The sequence below is a fragment of the Tautonia plasticadhaerens genome, from assembly GCF_007752535.1.
GTDB classification, from domain to species: domain Bacteria; phylum Planctomycetota; class Planctomycetia; order Isosphaerales; family Isosphaeraceae; genus Tautonia; species Tautonia plasticadhaerens.
In genome coordinates, this window is sequence record NZ_CP036426.1 from 2,192,163 (window position 1) to 2,205,831 (window position 13,669).

11 protein-coding genes are annotated in these 13,669 nt (G+C 71.8%); 4 read left to right on the top strand and 7 right to left on the bottom strand.

Features of this window, described 5'->3' with window-relative positions; translation table 11 throughout:
• Positions 1-41 precede the first annotated feature (41 nt).
• The 3 genes from ElP_RS08420 to ElP_RS08430 form a co-directional block, all read right to left on the bottom strand.
• On the bottom strand, positions 42-722 hold the full coding sequence (locus ElP_RS08420; RefSeq protein ID WP_145268306.1) for a hypothetical protein: 681 nt from the start codon (positions 720-722) through the stop codon (positions 42-44).
• Positions 722-3,865 carry a VWA domain-containing protein gene (locus ElP_RS08425; protein ID WP_145268308.1) on the bottom strand — a complete coding sequence of 1,048 codons (3,144 nt, stop codon included), beginning with the start codon at positions 3,863-3,865 and terminating at the stop codon, positions 722-724. Before ElP_RS08425 ends, ElP_RS08420 begins: the two co-directional genes overlap by 1 nt.
• A 68-nt stretch (positions 3,866-3,933) precedes the next feature.
• Positions 3,934-4,857 carry an NHL repeat-containing protein gene (locus ElP_RS08430; protein ID WP_145268310.1) on the bottom strand — a complete coding sequence of 308 codons (924 nt, stop codon included), beginning with the start codon at positions 4,855-4,857 and terminating at the stop codon, positions 3,934-3,936.
• 130 nt (positions 4,858-4,987) lie between these two features.
• On the opposite strand from ElP_RS08430, the gene ElP_RS08435 reads away from it, so the two are divergent.
• Positions 4,988-5,293 (top strand): Rieske (2Fe-2S) protein, encoded by a 306-nt coding sequence (locus tag ElP_RS08435; RefSeq protein WP_145268312.1) that lies wholly within the window; start codon positions 4,988-4,990, stop codon positions 5,291-5,293.
• A gap of 17 nt (positions 5,294-5,310) precedes the next feature.
• Here the strand turns inward: ElP_RS08435 and ElP_RS08440 are convergent, their stop codons facing one another.
• A complete protein-coding gene (locus ElP_RS08440; protein WP_145268314.1) occupies positions 5,311-6,201 on the bottom strand; it encodes an MBL fold metallo-hydrolase in 891 nt (296 codons plus the stop codon).
• Between the two features lie 119 nt (positions 6,202-6,320).
• On the opposite strand from ElP_RS08440, the gene ElP_RS08445 reads away from it, so the two are divergent.
• On the top strand, positions 6,321-7,442 hold the full coding sequence (locus tag ElP_RS08445; RefSeq protein WP_145268316.1) for a carbohydrate kinase family protein: 1,122 nt from the start codon (positions 6,321-6,323) through the stop codon (positions 7,440-7,442).
• Positions 7,443-7,531: 89 nt separating this feature from the next.
• Positions 7,532-8,746: a hypothetical protein gene (locus ElP_RS08450; protein WP_145268318.1), complete on the top strand. Its 1,215-nt coding sequence runs from the start codon at positions 7,532-7,534 to the stop codon at positions 8,744-8,746.
• On the opposite strand, the gene pdxA is transcribed toward ElP_RS08450, so the two are convergent.
• From pdxA to ElP_RS08460, 3 genes are all read right to left on the bottom strand, one after another.
• Positions 8,733-9,782 carry a 4-hydroxythreonine-4-phosphate dehydrogenase PdxA gene (pdxA, locus tag ElP_RS08455; protein WP_231749575.1) on the bottom strand — a complete coding sequence of 350 codons (1,050 nt, stop codon included), beginning with the start codon at positions 9,780-9,782 and terminating at the stop codon, positions 8,733-8,735. The genes ElP_RS08450 and pdxA overlap by 14 nt on opposite strands.
• A gap of 26 nt (positions 9,783-9,808) precedes the next feature.
• The gene (locus ElP_RS37735) at positions 9,809-9,979 is read right to left on the bottom strand and encodes a hypothetical protein (protein WP_197446817.1); all 171 of its coding nucleotides are present in this window, start codon (positions 9,977-9,979) and stop codon (positions 9,809-9,811) included.
• A 105-nt stretch (positions 9,980-10,084) separates the two neighbouring features.
• Positions 10,085-11,572, bottom strand: coding sequence for a DUF2254 domain-containing protein (locus ElP_RS08460; protein ID WP_197446818.1), 1,488 nt, complete (start codon positions 11,570-11,572; stop codon positions 10,085-10,087).
• A 291-nt stretch (positions 11,573-11,863) separates the two neighbouring features.
• On the opposite strand from ElP_RS08460, the gene ElP_RS08465 reads away from it, so the two are divergent.
• Positions 11,864-13,657 (top strand): TIGR03960 family B12-binding radical SAM protein, encoded by a 1,794-nt coding sequence (locus ElP_RS08465; protein WP_145268320.1) that lies wholly within the window; start codon positions 11,864-11,866, stop codon positions 13,655-13,657.
• Positions 13,658-13,669 lie beyond the last annotated feature (12 nt).

A 13,669-nucleotide genomic window follows, 5' to 3' on the forward strand; every position in this document is an offset into this window, starting at 1 on the left:
TCGCCTGTCGCGGTGGGGAACACCCACCTCATGCCATCTCATCAGGGGGCCGGGGAAGATCGGGCGAACGGACGGAGCGCCCCCCCGGACTCGGGGACGGGGGGGGCGATCGGGGGCCGATCCGACGGCCCTGGCCGTGGATCCATCGCCCGGCCGACGACCGCACCGAGCATGCCGAAGGCGACCGCCAGCGAGGCGTGGCCGATCCGGGTGGCCCGCTCGACCCGCCTCCCCCGGTCCATGACCGCGTCGGTGTACGAGGCCTTCGCGTCCTGATAACGCTTGGCGTCCTCGAGTTCGGCGGTCGTGGGGCCGACGGCCGACCGGGGCCCGGGAGGAACGATCATCTGGCCGTCCCGGTCGAATCGGATCGCGCGGACCCTGGCGTCGTCCAGTTCCGGGGGGCGGGTGGGGGCCGGGTGGAGGCGATCGGCCGCCCTGGCGATCGGGACGCCGAAGGGCAAGGGGTCCTCCGATCCCCAGCCCAGCTCGGGCCGGAGGAACGTCGAGGCGATGTAGATCCAGGCGAAGAGGGCGAAGCCCCGCCAGGGGGCGGCCGGCGAGGGTCGCACCATCGCCCCGAGCGAGCCGACCGCCAGCGCGATGAACACCATCCCCATGATCAGGGAGCAAACGAGGACCGAGCCGGACCGCATGGCAGCCAGGCCCAGGGCGACGACCGCCACCAGCCCCATCAGCCCCGAGATCGAGAGGCGGACCATCAGGACGGCCTCCCGTGATCGTCGCCCTTCTCCTTGCCCTTCTCCTGCTCCCGCTCCTCCCAGACCTTCTTCTTGGCCTTGAGCAGGCGGTTGGTGTACGTGTCGGCCTCCCCCGGGGCCTCCTTCGGCCGGTCGGGGCCGAGGCCGGTCCCCCGGCCCGAGTTGCCGGAGGGGCGGGGGCGATCGGGGGCGGCCCCGGTCGCGGTCGGGTCGGCGGTGGGGCTGGGGCCGCCGGGGGGCGGGGGCACGGTGGGAGCCTCGAAGCGGGTGGCGGCCCGGGTGCGGTCGATTTGCTGGCCGACCTCGGCTTTCCGGCTCCGGAGCTTCTCCATGTACTCCTCGCGGGGCGCCACCTCCCGGCCCCGGAGCTGCTGCCAGGAGTCGGCCAGGTGGCGGCGGATCCGCTCGAAGTCGGGGGCGATCCGGCGGACTCCGACGTCGCCGACGAAGACCAGGGCCGCGGCGAAGAGCATCCAGTGCCAGATCGGCCGGTAGCTGCGGGGGGGCTGGACGTCGGGGTCCCGTCGGAAGACGTCGGCGGCCATCGCGGTGCGGTCGCCGCTGAGGCGGCCGTCGGGGCCGGCCTCCCACTGGAAGACCTCGCCCCCGGTGGCGTCGGCCAGGCTCTCCAGCAGCACCGGGTTCGAGCGCAGGTCGCGGTACTCGTCGGAATAGGGGACGGAGAGGCCGGTGGTGATGACCCCCTGCTGGCCGTCGGGCCCCCGGTAGCCGAGGGTGACGAAGTAGTTGCCCCGGGCCTCGGCGTTGTCGATCGTCCCCTCATACTTGCCGGGGGCGATCTGTTGCAGTTCGAGCCGTTCGGCGGGGGCGTCGAGGGCCCGGTCGGGGCGATTGACGATCCCCTGGAACTGGAGGAAGTTCAGGAAGTCGCTCTCGGCGTCGATCGCGTCGACCACCACCTTGATCTGGCCCTCCTCCCGGCGGAGCGAGACCGTCAGGTTCCCCCGGTCGACCGGCCGCAGGGCCCAGCGGACCACCTGCGACCAGAACGCGGTGTAACTGTCCCAGCCCGGCCACTGGGTCGTCCACTTGCGGCCGGCGTCGGAGGTGAAGGCGACGGCCCGGCCCAGGCCGTAGTTCCAGTGGGCGAGCACCGGGTTGAGCTGGCCGGTGGGGTTGGGCGAGGTGATCGGCACCTCGACCAGCTCGTTCTCCTTCACGCTGGCGAGCACCAGACCGCTGATCGGCGGCAGGTCCTGGGGCAGCCCCAGCAGGGGCTCGCTCTGGTACGCCATCGTCACGTTCCAGGCCGGCGGCGGCCCCTCGAAGATGAGGGGGCGGGAGATGAGCCGGGCCTCCTTCTGGTAGATCCGGGGCAGGGCCCTGGGGTTGGTGACGTTGTAGAAACGGCCGTTGGTCTGCTGGGCGAGCTGCTGCATGACCGTGGCCGATCGGATGTCGTTGCCGTGGGCGGCGGTCAGGACGGTCGTCACCGTGACCTTGGCGTTCTTGAGCTGCCGGATCACCGGGGGGGTCGGCGCGGTGGGGTCGCCGTCGCTGATGATGATGACGTGGCGGGACATCGCGTCCTGCTTCGACCGCAGGGCCCGCCCGGCCATCGCCAACGACGGGTTCATGTCCGGCATGTCCCCGGGGGTCATGCGGTCGATGGCCCGGAGCATCGCCGACTTCGCCCCGCCGATCTCCCGGAGCGTGAACAGCCACGACTCCTGGCCCTGCCAGTGCAGCAGCCCGGCGTAGTCGTAGCTGGAGAGGGTCTTCAGCGCCTCCTGGGCCACGACCGCCTGCCAGTAGTTCCCCTCCGGGATCTCGCTGGCGTGCATGATCATGACCATCGCCGCCTTGCCCTTCACCTTCAGTGCCGGGATCTGCATGTCCACCGGCAGGGCCTTCTCGATCGGCGTGTTCATCCAGCCGCCGGCGCCGAAGGAGGTCTCCCCGCCGATCATCAGCAGGCCGATCCCCTGGTCGTGCGTGGCGTTGGCGATCAGCTCCTGCTGGGCGTCGGTGAAGGCGTCCTTGGGGACGTTGGCGAGGATGATCGCGTCGTACTTCTGCAATTCCGAGAGGTCGGTCGGCAAGGGGTCGCCCCCCACCAGCCCGGCCCCGGTCACGTCCCCGGCGGCGAGGGTGGTGACGGCCAGCTCGTTCTCCCGAAGCGCGTCGACCAGCTCCTCGTGCTCGTTGGCGGTGCCCTCGATGAGCAGGACGTTGGCCTCTCCCCGGTACTGGGTGAAGCCCTCGGCCATGTTGTTCATGGCCCGGTCGGCGCGGAGCCCGCGGCGGAGCCCCTCCTCGGGGATGAACTGGGCCGAATAGGTGTAGAAGTTCGGGTCGGTGATCTCCTGCTTGAGGCGGAAGACGTTGACGCCGCGCTGCAATTCCACGTCGTCGAGCGTGTCGATCGGCACGGTCGAGTTGTCGGCCTTCTGGTAGATCTCCAGGCGTCCCCGGGCCGGGGCGGCGGCCCGGACGACGACGTTGATGTTCACCGTCTCGCCCTTCTTCACGTCGGGGGGCAGGGCGATCTTCTCGACGAGGACCTCGCGGTCGTAGTTGTAATCCACCGGCAGCACGTCGACCTGCACGTCGAGCCCGGCGGCGGCCAGCGCCTGCTCGTAGGCGTCGCCGCGGTTCTCGTTGCCGTCGGAGAGCACGACGATCCGCCGGGCGGTGTCGTCGGGGAAGGTGGCCAGCGCCAGCTTCATCGCCGAGGCGAGGTCGGTGTACTCGCTGTCGATGGTGCTCTGCACCCCGGTCAGGGTCTCGGTGTAGGGGGCCGGGGGGCTCTCGACCTTCGACTCCTTGCCGAAGACGACCACGCCGGCGCGGTCCTCGGGGCGCTGGTGCTGGGCGATGGCCCGGTTGATGAACTGGAGCATCGGCGCCTGGAGGTCGCCGGGGATGGACCGCGAGGCGTCCAGCAGGAAGATCGTCGTCAGGGACTCGTTGCGGCGGACGAGCTGCGGGTCGGACAGGGCCAGGGCGATCAGCGAGACCACGGACGCCCGGAGCAGGATCGCCGCCGCCCGGCGGGCCTTGCCCAGCCCGGCCAGGCTCCTCATGCTCAGGAGCACCAGCGGCGGCAGCAGGACGGGGATCAGCAGCAGCCACCAGGGCTGCAAGAAGGTGAGCCGGAGGTTCCCGAGGCTGTCGAGCATGGGACGTCCACTCCAGGGTCGGGCCGGGGCGCCGCCTCGGGGCCGCCGGCCGCCGCCCGCTCGCCGGGCTAGATGCGGAACCGCTGGACGCGGTGGTTGTTCGAGTCGATCACCGAGACCGCCCCCCGGCTGTCCACCGCCAGGGCCCAGGGGTTGTTCAGCTCGCCCGGCCCCCGGCCGGCCCGGCCCCAGGTGCCCAGCGACTCGCCGTCGACGCTGAACTTCTGGACCCGGCAATTCGCATATTCGCAGACATACAGGTGGCCGTCGGGGCCCATGTCGACGTCATAGGCGTAGCCGATCTGGCCGGGCCCGGCGCCCCGGGAACCCCAGACGTCGATCAGCTCCCCCGCCGTGTCGAAGATCTGGATCCGGTGGTTGCAGGCGTCGGCCACGTAGAGCCGGTCCTGGTCGTCGATCTCCAGGGCCGCCGGGCGGAGGAACTGCCCCGGCCGGTGCCCGTGGCCCCCCCACTGGCGGAGCCATTCCCCCTCGGGGGAGAAGACCTGGATCCGGTCGTTCTCGCCGTACTCGCTCACGTAGAAGCAGCCGTCCCGGTCGATCACGACGTCGGTCGGGTAGTCGAACCGGCCGGGGGTCGAGCCCTGCACGCCGTCGCCGATCTGGAAGAGCAACTCGCCGTCGCGGTCGTAGATCAACAGCCGGTAGAAATGGGTGTCGGCCACGAGCACCCGTCCGTGGCGGTCGATCGTCAGGCCGCTGGGGCCGTCGATGTTCAGGTCGGGGGTCCGCCAGTGCCGGAGGAAGTTGCCGTCGCGGTCGAAGACCTGGATCCGGTCGGTCAGGTCGGCGATGTAGAGCTGGTCCTCGGCGTCGAAGGCCGCCACCCGGGGCTTGTGCAGCCACCCCGGCTTCGTCCCGTGGATCCCCCAGACCGCCTCCGGGTACGAGCCGATCCCGCCGCCGCAGCCGGCCATCGGCGCGGCCATCGAGGCGACCAGGCTCCCCAGGAACGTGCGGCGGGAGGTCATGCGATCCTCGATCGGGGAGGAGACGGACACCGACGATCGTCCTAGGATACCGGAGCGGACGGCCGCCGGGCAACTCCGAAGGGTTTCGTAGACACGTGTTTTTCTCCCGGGTGCGGGGGGAGGTCGGGGGATGGCGGGGTGGGAGGCGGTCTGCCGGGTCGGCGAGATCCCCGAGGGGGAGGGACGGACGTTCCGGATCCGGGGCCTGGAGGTCGCGGTCTTCAATGACGGGGGCCGGTTCTCCGCGATCCTCGACCGCTGCCCGCATGCCGGGGGCTCGCTCGGCTCGGGCTGGGTCGAGGACGGGACGGCGGTCTGCCCGCTGCACTACTGGCGCTTCCGGCTGGACGACGGCCGGTGCGTCGCCGGGGGCGGGGGGGGCGTCCCGGGTTTCGACTGCGAGGTGCGGGACGGGAGGGTCTGGCTGTCGACGTGAGGGCCTCCCCCCTCGGGTCAGAGCCAGATCTTCACCCGCTCCTTCAGCCCGTCGGGCAACGCCTTCGAGACGATCTTCTGGATCAGGTCCGGGTGCAGCCGGGTGCTGAAGTGGGAGGCGATGATCCAGTCGTTCCGGAAGCGGTCGGCCCGGGAGACGAAGTCGTCCAGGTGCATGTGGCCGAACTTGTGGATCCGGTCCGGCCGCTCGTTCCGGGCGACGAAGGTCATCTCCAGGATCAGGACCTCGGCCTCGAATGCGTCCGGGTTGGCGTCCAGCCCCGCCGGGTTGGTGTCGCCGAGGTAGCAGAGCCGGGGGAGGCGGATCTCCCGGGTGATCTCGACGCCGGAGAGCTTCAGGTCCCGGATCTCGGGGCCGGAAAGCTCCAGGTACTCCGGCAGCAGCTTCTTGCGGCGCTCCCAGACCAGGAACCCCAGCGCCGGGATCGTGTGCTTCGTCTCCAGGACCGAGACGACCAGCTCCCGGGACAGTTCCACCTCCATCCCCGGCTCCAGGCCGACGAGGTTGGCGACCTGCTTGCCCCGGTCGAGCCGCTGGTAGGCCCGCATCAGGGCGTGGACCGGGTCGACGGCGTCGATCGGCAGGTAGATCGTCGGCGGCTCCATCTTCATCATCCGCCGCCGGGCGACGTAGACCGGCAGCGCGGCGATGTGGTCGAGGTGGGCGTGCGAGACGAACCAGTTCGGCGTGCTCATGAAGCTCCAGGGCTGCAAGCCGAGGTCGAACCCCAGCTTCAGCTCCGGCACCCGCCAGTAGGTCTGCACGGCGGCCCGGGAATAGCCCTCGATCGTCATCCCCTTGTGCGAGAACGACCGCACCGGGGCGTTGTCGACGGGGTGTTCCAACTCGTCCGGGGCCGCTCCTTCGAGCACGCTGGCGTCCTTCATCTCATTCGTTCGGTAGGATGGTGAGGTGTCGTTGCGCATCGGACCACTCTATCAGGGGACGCCCCGATGATGCGACCGGTTCGCCCCCCGTCGATCCCCGCAGCAAAGGCGCCGCCGCGATGCCCCGACGCGTCCTCGTCTTCGGCCCGGCCTACCTCGACCGGGTCCTCCGGGTCGATCGCCCCCTGCTCCCCCCCGGGCTCGGGGGGCCGCTCGACCTGAGCGTCGGGGTCCTCCCGGGCGAGGGGGGGACGAACGAGGGACTGATCGTGCTGGAGGATCCCGAGGGCGGGACGATCGAGATCGAAGCTCCGGGCGGCTGGCCCGAGCGGCTTTCCCCGATCCTCCGGCTCGACCGGCCGCTCGCCCCCGGGTCGGGCCCCTGGAGGACCCGGGCCCGGGGCGTCTCCTGGCTGGACGACCTCGGCGGCATGGGGGCCGGGTACGCCTCGGCCCTCGGCGGCGAACTGGTGAGCGCCCTCGGGGGGGAGGACGACCCGATCTCCGCCGAAATCGCCGGGATGCTCCGGGCCCAGGGGATCGCCCACCACCCGACCCGGGTCCCCGGGGTCGGGGCCGACTGGACGCTCCTCGTCTCCAGCGGCCCCCACGGCGACAAGCTGCCGATCGGCTTCCGGGGCTGCCATTCCCGCCTCGACGCCTACCCCGGGCCGACCGGGGGGCGCCGGGATCTCCTGGTCGTCGCCTCGCTGACGAATCCCCTCGCCTCCTCCGCGTTGCGGGCCGTCGACGCCCACGTCCGCGTCTTCGCCCCGACGCTCCGGAACATGACCGACGCCGCCTTCCCCGTGTCGTCCTTCGCCCACCGGTTCGACGTGCTCTGCTGCAACCGTCGGGAGTGGGAGTCCCTGGCCGATCGGGACGAGGTCGCCGGGCGGCTGCCCCTCGTCTCGGTCACCGACGGGCCCGACGGCGCCCTGATCCGCTTTCGGGATCCCGAGGGGCGAACCCGGGAGCACCGGGAACCGGCCTTCCCCCGAGCCCACTCCCCCCGCGACACGAACCGGGCCGGGGAGTGCTTCGCCGCCACGCTGCTCCGCACCCTGCTCGACTCCGGATGGTCGCCCGGCCCCGCGGACCCCGGGCTGGTCCGCCTCGCCGCCCGTCGCGCCTCCGCCGCCGCCGCCCTGGTCCTCGACCTGGAGCGGTTCGGCTTCCCGACCCCGGGGGAGATCGACCGGGCGGTCGGTCGGGGCGAGGTCGGCCGAGGAGCACCCTGACCATCGGGGGCAGCCGTCCCTAGAATGCTCCTTCGTCCCGAGCGGGCTGATGTATCGAGGCTCCGAGCACGCGCAGGAGGGCCCGGTCGATGGGTCGATGGGCTTCCGAGATGGGCGAGGGCGTCCCGAACCTGCTCGCCCAGGCGATGGACCGGGGGGGAGGCGGGTCGGGCTGGGGATGGCTGGCCGACCCGAGGACGGCCGTGCTGTTCGTGCTCGGCTCGGCGGTGCTGATCGGCGGGGGGCGACGGTTGCTGTCGGCCTCGAAGGCGAGGAAGGCGGCCGACCGGCTGGCCGCCCCGGGGGTCTCGCCGGCCGAGGTCCTCGACGCCGCCGGCCACGGCCGGGCCGGGCTGATCGAGCTGTTCCGCCTGCTCTCGGAGGGGAAGACGCCCGAGGTCCGGGAGGCCGCCGGCCGGGCGTTGGCGGTCATCTGGGGTCGGGACGACCTGATCCCCGAGGAGGAGAAGGCGGTCGTCGCCCGGGGGTTCGACGTGCGTTGGCGGGCCCGTCGCCGCTATCCCCGGGCAATGCGGGCCCCCATCCCGATCGAGGTCCGCTACGGCCTGCCCTTCCTGATCGGTGGCGGCCCGGGGATCGGCCCCGATGACCTGGAGTGGTCGCACCGGATCGCCGGGGCCGAGCGGGCCGCCCTCGAACTGCCGAGCGACTGGAAGGCCGGCGTCGGGGTCGCCTCGTTCACCCTCGACCCGGCCGACTTCCCCGGGAATGGCCCCCATCGGCTGGTCCTGAAGGCGACGGCCAGGACCGGCCCCCGGCTCACCTCTCGCTGGGAGGTTGCGCCGCCCCAGGCCCCCTTCAGCTTCGAGTTCGATCCCCGGCTCGACGCCGACGCCCTGTTCACCCTGCCCGACGAGGGGAAGCGGGCCGCCCTGGCCTCGGCGATCCGGCTCGACGACGCGATGCCGGAGGACGACTCTGCCCTCTTCCTGGACCTGCCGGGGCCGTTCGTCATGAGGGATCCCCCGGCAATCTGGCTCGACGTGCCGCTGGCCAGCGACCTGGCCCATCGCATCGAGCTGGAATTCGAGGGGATCCCCGGCCGGTTCGCCGCCGGTCGGGTCGTCTTCTCCGGCCAGGATCAGGCGCCCGGCGTGGTCGAGATCCCGATCGGCCCGGTGGACGGCCTGCCTCCCGACGCCTTCGACCGCCCCGGGGAGCATCGCCTCCGGGCCGTCCTCGTGCCCGACGCCGACCTCGGCTGGGCCGACCCCGACGTCCGGTCCCTCTGGCCCGAGCCGATCGAGACGGATTGGATGCCCGTCCGGCTCATCCGACGCTGACCGGTCCCCGGGCCTTCGCCCCCGAGAGCCTCGCGGCCACCCGGACGGCGGCGATCAGGCTGTCGGTGCGGGGGGCCTTGCCCCGCCAGGCGATGTCGAAGGCGGTGCCGTGCGCCACGCTCGTCCGGACGATCGGCAGCCCGAGCGTCACGTTCACGGCGTGGTCAAAGCCGATCGTCTTCAGCGCGACGTGCCCCTGGTCGTGGTACATGGCGACCACCGCGTCGAACTCGCCGGCCAGCGCCCTGGAGAATAGCGTGTCGGCCGCGATCGGCCCCTCGACGACCGCCCCGTCGAGCCTGGCCCGCTCGATCGCCGGGGCGATGATCGTCTGCTCCTCGTCCCCGAACAGGCCGTGCTCGCCGGCGTGCGGGTTCAAGCCGGCCACCGCGACCCGGGGCGTCCTCCCCCCCAGCAACGGCCGCATCGCCTCGGCGGCCAGCGCGATCTTCCCGGCGACGAGGTCGACCGTCAGCAGGTCGAACACCCGCCGGAGCGCGACGTGGAGCGTCGCGTGCACCACCCCCAGCCCCCCCGGGCCGTCGATCGGGGGCGGCAGGTACAGCATCATGGCATGCCGGGGCACCCCGCAGCGATCGGCCAGGATCTCCGTGTGCCCCGGGAACGGGACGCCCCCGGCGTTCAGGGACTCCTTGTTCAGCGGGAGCGTGCAGATCGCGTCGACCCTCCCGGCCATCGCCAGGTCGATCGCGGCGACGAGGAAGTCATACGCCGCCCGGCCCGCCCGGCCGTCGACGACCCCCGGGGGCACGGCCGAGGCGTCGACCCCGGTCGCCTCCAGGCAGGGGATGACCCGGTCCGTCGGCTCGGCCTCCTCGGGACGGCCGATCACCCGGACCTCGGCGTCGATCCCGCAGGCCGAGACGGCACGGCCCAGCACCCCGGCGCTGCCGACCACCACCGGCCGGGCCAGGTCCCTCAGGGGGGAGTCGGGCCAGGCCCGGGCAATCACCTCGGGGCCGACCCCGGCCACGTCCCCCATCGTCAACGCCACCAGGGGCAACCCATCCGACACGGCATCCGCTCCGCTTCCCTGTCCGGTCAATGCATCTCGATCCGGGTCGACTGCTCCCGGACCGGGGCCGGCCCGCCCCCGGCCGTCACGCCGGGGTCGTCATACTCGACCGGCTCGGCGGTCGGGGTGCGATCGGGCCCGCCGTCGCAGCCGGTCGGGAGGATCAGGACGAGCCCGAGCAGGGCGATCCGGGTCATGGCAAGGTGCTCCCCCGACGGATCCGGTCCGTCACCTCGACGCCCGCCGATCCGGCCACCCTTCATCATACGATCCCGGCCGACGGCCGACGACCCGGGGCGGGTTCAGCCTCGCCCGGCGAGGGCGCCGGCGCCCTGGTCCTGGGCGTGCCGGGGAGGCTCCCCTCCCATCGACCAGTCCCCGCCGTCCGGGTCCCCGAGCGCGACGAGGGCCCGACGAATTCGGGCCTCCAGCCCCCCTCGGTCGGACGGGGCCGCCACGCTCCGATCGGCCACGGCCGCGATCTCGACGACGTGCCGCCGGAGGGCCCGACGGCGGTCGGCGTCCCGGGAGAAGGTGCCGATCGTCCCCAGGGCGACGAGCAGCTCGTCGAGGACCGAGACGTTGCCCTCGGCGTTGCGGCGGATCTCGTCGAACGCCTGATCCAGGAGGCCCTCGAAGGAGGGCCGCTCGGCGATCACCCGCAGCTTGCCGTCGCTCGCCCGCCCCCGGGTGCCGACCTTCCGGGAGGCCAGCCGGGACAGGATGACCGCCAGGTAGTGGATGCAGGAGATCGCCGTCGTCGTCTCGTTGATCCCCGGCGAGAGGGCCTTCAGGGCCACGTCGACGACCTGCTGGATGCCGAACCCGACGTCCTGGCCGACCGTCCGATTCTTCCCCAGGATGTACAGGGCGTCGACCTTCCCGGCGACCAGGTCGACCTTCGCCTCGTCGCCCCGGGGCCCGTCTTCCAGGCGCCGGAACAGCTCCCGGCGGTTCTCCGCCTCGGACAGGGGGGCGCGGGCCTCGGGCACGAAGGCGAGCGAGACCAGCGGCATGCCCTCGACGCAGAAGTCCCCCGGGGCGTACTCCACCCGGGCGACCGCCCCGACCCGCTCGGCCAGCCCGAGCAGGGCCTCGCCGTCGACTCGGCAGACGTATCCCGAACGCCGGGCCGGGATCGGCAGCCAGGCCGTCTGGCCGAGGAACCGGCTCAGCCCCGGGTCTTCCCCCTCGGGGAACGGGTCGCCGATCGGCTCCGGGAACAGGTGGTCGATCGCCCCCAGGGTCTCCGAGGCGGCCTCGGAGATGATCTGCCCGGCCTGGATCGAGGCGATGATGTGGTGGATGAACGCGATCAACACCCCCACGCCGAACAACGCCAGCACCACCCCCCCGAGGACTGCCAGGGAAGGGACGAACGGGTCGCCGTCGGCCCGGATCGTCCGGACCACGATCAGGCAATAGGCGTAGATCCCGAGGAAGATGCCCAGGACGGACTGATTGAAGCGGTCCCTCAGGAAGTTCCGGAGGATCCGGGGCGAATACTGGTTCGAGGCCAGCGACAGCACGACGATCGTGATCGAGAAGGTCACGCCGGCCACCGAGATCATCGACGAGGCGACCGCCGTGAGCAGCCCCCGGGACCCCTCCGCCCCGGCCCCGAAGAGCCGGGGGAAGCGGCCGAGCACCTCCTCGTCCACCGTCCCGTTGGCATACACCAGCACGACCGCGAGCACGACCATCGCCGAGACGATCAGCGCCGGGACGAACCAGAGGCTCGACCGCAGGGCGTCCCAGATCCGGATCGGCAGGTTCTTGAGCATCTCCATCGCGTCGAGCCCTCGTGGCCTCGGCCCCCGGACGGCGACGACGCCCTCCGCCCGGCCGGTCGAGCAAATGCACATGTCGCGCCGGGGGCGACGGGACGCCCCTCCGCCCGGGCCGATGGCCCCTGGGGCCCGGATGGGGAACTGTCCAATCCCGGGCCGGGCCGGTTAAGATGAGGGGGTGCGGCCCGGGAGGACGGACCGACCCCCGAGGGCCGAGGCCCGTCCCCCGGACCGTTTCCGCCCGCGGCCCCCGGGCCGCGCCCCCCCGGACCGTCGCGAAGCCAGAATACGATGCTGAACACGGCCCTGAAAGACCGCGTCACCTCCCGGATCCTGCCCAACGTCCAGATGCCCGCCCAGTACCTGGGGGGCGAGCTGCACAGCGTCCGCAAGGACCACCGGGAGGCCCGGGGCTCCGTCTGCATCGCCTTCCCCGACACCTACGCGATGGGGATGAGCCACCACGGGCTCCAGGTCCTCTACGGCATCATGAACGCCTCCGGCTGGGCCTGCGAGCGCGCCTTCACGCCCTTGCCCGACTTCGAGGCCGCCCTCCGATCGCACGAGGTCCCCCTCTACGGCCTGGAGACCTTCACGCCGCTGCACGAGTTCGACGTGCTCGGCTTCACGCTCCAGTACGAGATCAGCTACTCGAACATCCTCACCATGCTCGACCTCGGCGGCATCCCCCTGCACGCCGAGGACCGGGGCCCGGACGACACCCTGGTCATCGCCGGCGGCCCAGGCGGCCAGAACCCCGAGGTCATCGCCCCGTTCATCGACCTGTTCGTGCTCGGCGACGGCGAGCCGAGCCTGCCGTTCGTCTGCGAGCAATGGAAGGCGATGCAGGGCAATGGCATGAGCCGGGACGACAAGCTCGCCGCGATCGCCTCCCGGGTCGACTGGGCCTACGTCCCCCGCTTCTACGAGCCGATCTACAACGAGGACGGCGTCCAGGTCGACACCGCCCGCACCCGGGACGACGTGCCCGACTCGATCAGGCAGTGCGTCGAGGCCGACCTCGACGCCTCCCCGCTGCCGACCTCCCCGGTCGTCCCCTTCGTCCAGACGGCCCACGACCGGATCGCCATCGAGATCATGCGCGGCTGCCCCTGGCAGTGCCGCTTCTGCCAGAGCACCACCCTCAAGCGCCCCCTGCGATACCGCACCGTCGACACGATCGTCGACGCCGCACTCGAGACCTACCGGAACACCGGCTACGACGAGATCAGCCTGCTCTCGCTCTCGACCAGCGACTACCCCAAGTTCGAGGAGCTGGTGACCCGGATGAGCGAGGTCTTCACGCCGCTCGGCGTGAAGATCTCCCTGCCCAGCCTGCGGATCACCGAGATGCTCAAGAAGATCCCGGCGCTCTTGCAGGAAGGCCGCCGCAGCGGCCTGACGCTGGCCCCCGAGGTCGCCCGGGACGACATGCGCGAGCAGATCCGCAAGCCCGTCAAGAACCAGGACCTCTACGACGGCTGCCGGGAGGCCTTCCGGCGCGGCTGGCGCAAGGTCAAGCTCTACTTCATGTGCGGCCTCCCCGGCGAGCGTCCGGTCGACCTCGACGGCATCGTCGAGATGGCCGAGATCATCTCCCGGATCGGCAAGGAGGAGACCGGCCGCTACACCGAGGTCACCGCCAGCGTCTCCAACTTCGTCCCCAAGTCGGCCACGCCTTACCAGTGGAACGGCATGCAGCGGCGCGAGTACTTCGAGTGGGCACACCGCTACTTGAAGTCGAAGGTGTCGATGCGATCGGTCCGGATCAAGTGCCACGACATCGACACGAGCATGCTCGAAGGCGTCCTCACCCGGGGGGACCGCCGCCTCGCCCCCGCCCTGGAGGAGGCCTGGCGCCGGGGCGCCCGGCTCGACGCCTGGCGGGAGCACTTCCGGCCCGACCTCTGGTGGCAGGCCTTCGCCGACCTCGGCATCGACCTGGACTTCTACGTCCACCGCCAACGGGGGGTCGACGAGGTCCTCCCCTGGGACCTGATCCGGATCAAGAAGGGCCGGGAGTACCTGGCCAAGGAGCAGGGCCGCTCCGTCCTCCAGCTCGACGCCATGGCCGGCGCCGTCTGATCGGGCCCGACA

What these genes read in the sequence shown, in the direction of transcription:
- ElP_RS08435 (WP_145268312.1), top strand. Translation starts at nt 4,988, where the DNA reads ATGGCGGGGTGGGAGGCGGTCTGCCGGGTCGGCGAGATCCCCGAGGGG.
- ElP_RS37735 (WP_197446817.1), bottom strand. Translation starts at nt 9,979, where the DNA reads ATGACCCGGATCGCCCTGCTCGGGCTCGTCCTGATCCTCCCGACCGGC.
- ElP_RS08445 (WP_145268316.1), top strand. Translation starts at nt 6,321, where the DNA reads ATGCCCCGACGCGTCCTCGTCTTCGGCCCGGCCTACCTCGACCGGGTC.
- ElP_RS08420 (WP_145268306.1), bottom strand. Translation starts at nt 722, where the DNA reads ATGGTCCGCCTCTCGATCTCGGGGCTGATGGGGCTGGTGGCGGTCGTC.
- ElP_RS08440 (WP_145268314.1), bottom strand. Translation starts at nt 6,201, where the DNA reads ATGAAGGACGCCAGCGTGCTCGAAGGAGCGGCCCCGGACGAGTTGGAA.
- ElP_RS08450 (WP_145268318.1), top strand. Translation starts at nt 7,532, where the DNA reads ATGGGTCGATGGGCTTCCGAGATGGGCGAGGGCGTCCCGAACCTGCTC.
- ElP_RS08425 (WP_145268308.1), bottom strand. Translation starts at nt 3,865, where the DNA reads ATGCTCGACAGCCTCGGGAACCTCCGGCTCACCTTCTTGCAGCCCTGG.
- ElP_RS08460 (WP_197446818.1), bottom strand. Translation starts at nt 11,572, where the DNA reads ATGGAGATGCTCAAGAACCTGCCGATCCGGATCTGGGACGCCCTGCGG.
- ElP_RS08430 (WP_145268310.1), bottom strand. Translation starts at nt 4,857, where the DNA reads ATGACCTCCCGCCGCACGTTCCTGGGGAGCCTGGTCGCCTCGATGGCC.
- ElP_RS08465 (WP_145268320.1), top strand. Translation starts at nt 11,864, where the DNA reads ATGCTGAACACGGCCCTGAAAGACCGCGTCACCTCCCGGATCCTGCCC.